Origin of the sequence: Roseibium sp. (genome assembly GCF_025698965.1) — a bacterium.
Lineage (GTDB): Bacteria > Pseudomonadota > Alphaproteobacteria > Rhizobiales > Stappiaceae > Roseibium.
The window spans coordinates 1-4,091 of record NZ_JAILWL010000547.1; the positions used below are offsets into that span (position 1 = coordinate 1).

Genomic DNA, 4,091 nt, shown 5'->3' on the forward strand with positions numbered 1-4,091 from the left:
ATACAAGACCTGCTCCTTCCGTCGGCACTCTCTTCTATCACTATTTATGATGATTATTGACTTTTATGCATCACTTCAATTGATTAAAACATCTCCAATGTCTGGAGACCACTTATGACTGTCAAAGAACGCGTATTGCATTCGATCCTTTTTGAGGTGATCGCGCTGGTTCTGTTCGTTCCGCTGGCCATGGCTGTTACCGGCCAGGGGGCCGGTACCATGACCGCCTTGAGCGTTGCCATGTCTCTGATCGCGATGGTCTGGAACTTTGTCTACAATTGGGGGTTCGACGCAGTTTTTGGCAACAACCGACTGGCGCGAGGCTTTTCTCTTCGCCTGTTTCACGGCGTGTGTTTTGAGCTCGGCCTCATCTTTGTGTCGCTTCCCCTTCTCATGTATGTGCTTCAGGAAGGTTTCCTGAAAGTGCTGGCCTTGGACCTTGGCGCAGTCGTCTTCTTCCTCATTTATGCAATTGTCTTCAACTGGATTTACGACATCCTCCGCAACCGCATTCAGCCCTATGCGCGAACAAGTAAATGACGGTCTTCCGGTGACAGTTATGGAAAACGCCGGCTACCGTGTGATCGCATGATATCTTGTCTATTAGGTGCAGAAAGCCATTGCCGAAGGCAAGCGGATCTTGTAAGAGGACGCTCTATCCGCACGCGGCCCGAGCCGCAATGCGCAAAGCACCCGTAGCTCAGCTGGATAGAGCGCTGCCCTCCGAAGGCAGAGGCCAGAGGTTCGAATCCTCTCGGGTGCGCCAAAAATCTGCACAAATTCAATATGTTACGAGAAACTCTCCGAAGAGAGCGCAAGGATACTGCAATTTTTTGCAAGTATTTTCAGACGATTTTCGCGCTGTGCTCGTACAAATCCCGTACACCGAGCTTTTGATGATTGGAGCGGCAAAGACACGCGCTTTGTCTGTATCCTGGAAGGGAGGCACGCATGAGCGAACGCCGTCCGTTCCGGGAAGTGAAACTTCAGTGGCTGCGTTTGCTGAGCTGTGATGCCAATATCAACGACAATGCCAAATGCGTTGCGCTCTATATCGTGACCGCACATGTGAACGGCCACACCGAGAAGGCGTGGCCGTCTTACAAGACTATTGCCGAGGCAACCGGCAAGAGTGTCAAATCCATCCAACGTGCCATCCGCGATCTGGAAGAAGGTGGCTGGCTTAGCGTTCAACGCGGGAATGGCGTCGGGCACAATACGGAGTATCGTCCCACCGACGCCTCGATATTAAAGGCCTCTGAGCTCAGAGAAAAGACGGACAAATCTGTCCCCCTTAAACCATCTGAGGGCGGACAGATCTGTCCCGAAAGGCGGTCAGATGAGTCCTGTAAAGGCAGTCAAATCTGTCCACCAAACAAAGAGAAAGAAATAAATAAAAAACCTAACGCGCGTGAAGCCCGCACGAAGCCCTTCCCTCGTCGTACCATTCCCGTCGTCGTTCTTCCAGCAGGTCAGACCCCACAAGTCGAGAAATGGAACGCCTGGCTTGCGGAAAAGACCCTGCCCGATCTGGAACGGTTCAATCTGGCAACGAGTGTGAACGGTTCATCCGGATACCAACTTCCCGGCAGGTGGCCACCTGAAGATGGCTCAGACAAAGAGCAAGACTGCCTCTCGTATTTCCTGAACAGACTGCCCACGATCGCTCACCAGTCGGTCTCTCAAACGACCTATTTGGAGGCGGCATGACTGGGGCTGATCTGACAAGAGCAAGGCGACCCATGTCATACGACACGGGACCTTGCGAGGGGCGGCAGGCCTCCCCTTCAAACCCCTCCGGACCGCAAACAGCCCGTCTCGACGAGACGGTTGTTATGCGCTGCACGACGGAGGAAAAGAGACATCTCAAGCGCCGCGCCGCCGCGGAGAAAATCTCCGTCTCGGAGCTGTTGCGTGGGGCGTTGGGGCAGATCAAGGCTCCTCGCCGCCGTGCCACACCGCAGGTCGATCCGCAGCTTGTGACGGAGCTCAGCCGCATCGGCACCAATCTCAACCAGATTGCCCGCGCCGTGAACTCCGCTCAGGCGGCTGGCGACATGCGTCAGCTCGACGGCTTGCAGCTGCTTGCCGAGCTGATCGGCATCGAGCGCCAGATGTCGGCGCTTCTCGTCAGCCATCGCCAGCGGGACGCCGATCATGCTGATTAAGATGTTCCGCAGTGGCAAGGGCGGCGGCGCGGCACCGGTCGATTACCTGATCGCCTCGCATGTGCTCGCCTACGACGGCAATCGCGATCTCATCCGCGACGACAAAGGCGTCCCATTGATGAAGCCTCGAGATCCGCTGCCGGAAGTCCTGGCGGGCAATCCGGATCATACCAGAGCCCTGATCGATGCTTGCCCACACGCCTGGACGTACCGGGCGGGCGTGATCAGCTTCGATAAGGACGATCATCCGACGGAAGAGCAACAGCAGGCCGTCATGGACGCCTTCGACGAACTCGCCTTCGCCGGTCTGAGCCGCGACCAGGTCGACATGCTCTGGGTGAGGCACAGCCATGAAGGCCGTGTGGAACTGCATTTCTGCACGCCCCGCATGGAGCTCACATCCAGCAAGAGCCTGAACATCGCCCCTCCCGGTTACCAGAAGGCGATGGATAGCCTGCGCGACATGCTCAACAAGGAACATGGCTGGGCAGACCCGCAAGATCCGGCCAAGTCGCAGGACATCAAGCAGCTTCCGGAAAAGAGGCTTCGGGCTCAGGGCCGCGAGGATATCCAGAATTGGTTGGAGGACCTGATCGTCGCCGGTCGGATCTCATCCCGGCCAGACATTGTGGCAGCGCTCGAAGGCGCCGGCTTTGAACTGCCCCGTCAGGGCAAGACCTATCTCACAGTCAAAGACCCGGACAGCGACACACGCTGGCGGCTCAAAGGAGAAATTTTTCATGCAGATTGGACCCGAGAGAAGACCGCTCAGAGAGCGGCTCAACGAAAGCATCGAGCAATCGCACCAGGATCAGAGCGCCTCGCTGCTCGAAGCCTTCCAGACCTCAGAGACGAATATCGCGCGCATGTTGAAAAGCGCAAGCTCTACAATGAGCAAAGATATCCTGTCGTCCCAAGAACAGCTGAGCGCGACGTTAGACAGGCACTTGAAAGAGAGCGAAATGCAACTCTTTCAGCTGAAAACAAGTCTGGAGCAAAACGCGAGACTGGCCGAGAAGAATCGATGGCTGAAATTGTCGGCGGCGGCTCTGATTTCGGCCACCCTGACGCTCAGCGCGGTCTTGTTCTTGGACAATCAGCTGAGATGGGCCCTGGTGACTTCGGCTTTCAATCAGACGACATACACAGACTATCCGGTTCTGGTCTTCAACACCCAAACCGGCACCTACCAACGCTGCCGGGACACAGCCGGAAAACTCAATTGCCAACCAACCGAGTAGAGCTTCATGACATACACCAATCTCCCCTCACCGAACCTGCTGTCCCCACAAACCCTGACGCCGCTCGAGCGCGGATTGCTGAGCTTGGTCGAACGCTTGACCAACGCTTTCGAACATTCGACCGCTCAGCTGGAGAGTTTGGAAAGACGCTCGACCGGCTTGCTGGAAGAGCGGCTGATCGAACTCGAAACGTTGCTCGACAGGTCCATCAGTTTGCAACAGGCCTTCAACGAGGCGTTGCTCGACTTGCTGAGTGCGCCGGAACTTTCAGGCAAATCGTTGGACGGGCTTTGCAACGCCCTAGACGAGTTCGACACTATTCACCAGACCCTAACTCAGCGAGAAAAATAAAGTCTCAACGCCATATCGACTTAGTGCGATAGCCTCTGGGTGGAAAACCCCTTTGGCAATTGAAACATAGGCCGCATAAATGAGAACCTAGAGCGGCATAGAAATGCGACAGGTCCAACTTTAACAAATGGCGCCGAGGAGGCACGATGGAGTGTCCAAACCTGGATTATTGTGTATTTCCTTTGTAGGAAGAAACTGGCGATGCCTTTTGGCTTCCCAATCTCTACCAATGTAAGTTCGGGACAAACCCTATTGAATTGCAATCTATGATTATAGAGCGCGCCTAAATGGGTTCATATTCAAACTTTGATGGAACTGCACTCTTCGTTGC

The 4,091-nt window shown here is 55.1% G+C and carries 5 protein-coding genes, 1 tRNA gene and 1 pseudogene; all 7 read left to right on the forward strand.

All coding sequences use genetic code 11. The annotated features are described in order from the left end of the window. Nucleotides 1-114 precede the first annotated feature (114 nt). A complete protein-coding gene (locus K5905_RS29095; RefSeq protein ID WP_297591000.1) occupies nucleotides 115-540 on the forward strand; it encodes a PACE efflux transporter in 426 nt (141 codons plus the stop codon). A gap of 149 nt (nucleotides 541-689) precedes the next feature. Next, nucleotides 690-766: transfer RNA gene (locus tag K5905_RS29100), tRNA-Arg, on the forward strand. Nucleotides 767-951: 185 nt separating this feature from the next. Continuing rightward, nucleotides 952-1,710: a helix-turn-helix domain-containing protein gene (locus K5905_RS29105; protein ID WP_297591002.1), complete on the forward strand. Its 759-nt coding sequence runs from the start codon at nucleotides 952-954 to the stop codon at nucleotides 1,708-1,710. Next, entirely contained in the window at nucleotides 1,707-2,168 is a 462-nt protein-coding gene (gene mobC, locus K5905_RS29110; RefSeq protein WP_297591004.1) for a plasmid mobilization relaxosome protein MobC, read from the forward strand. Before K5905_RS29105 ends, mobC begins: the two co-directional genes overlap by 4 nt. A 274-nt stretch (nucleotides 2,169-2,442) precedes the next feature. Continuing rightward, nucleotides 2,443-2,883 (forward strand): annotated as a pseudogene (locus K5905_RS31670) (relaxase/mobilization nuclease domain-containing protein); the annotation flags it as partial. 25 nt (nucleotides 2,884-2,908) lie between these two features. Continuing rightward, nucleotides 2,909-3,409, forward strand: coding sequence for a hypothetical protein (locus K5905_RS29120; protein WP_297591007.1), 501 nt, complete (start codon nucleotides 2,909-2,911; stop codon nucleotides 3,407-3,409). Nucleotides 3,410-3,415: 6 nt separating this feature from the next. Then, the gene (locus K5905_RS29125; protein WP_297591008.1) at nucleotides 3,416-3,760 is read left to right on the forward strand and encodes a hypothetical protein; all 345 of its coding nucleotides are present in this window, start codon (nucleotides 3,416-3,418) and stop codon (nucleotides 3,758-3,760) included. The last annotated feature ends 331 nt before the right edge of the window (nucleotides 3,761-4,091 follow it).

Excerpts from the sequence above, each read along its gene's own strand:
- K5905_RS29095 (WP_297591000.1), top strand. The coding sequence starts at position 115 with ATGACTGTCAAAGAACGCGTATTGCATTCGATCCTTTTTGAGGTGATC.
- mobC (WP_297591004.1), top strand. The coding sequence starts at position 1,707 with ATGACTGGGGCTGATCTGACAAGAGCAAGGCGACCCATGTCATACGAC.
- K5905_RS29125 (WP_297591008.1), top strand. The coding sequence starts at position 3,416 with ATGACATACACCAATCTCCCCTCACCGAACCTGCTGTCCCCACAAACC.
- K5905_RS29120 (WP_297591007.1), top strand. The coding sequence starts at position 2,909 with ATGCAGATTGGACCCGAGAGAAGACCGCTCAGAGAGCGGCTCAACGAA.
- K5905_RS29105 (WP_297591002.1), top strand. The coding sequence starts at position 952 with ATGAGCGAACGCCGTCCGTTCCGGGAAGTGAAACTTCAGTGGCTGCGT.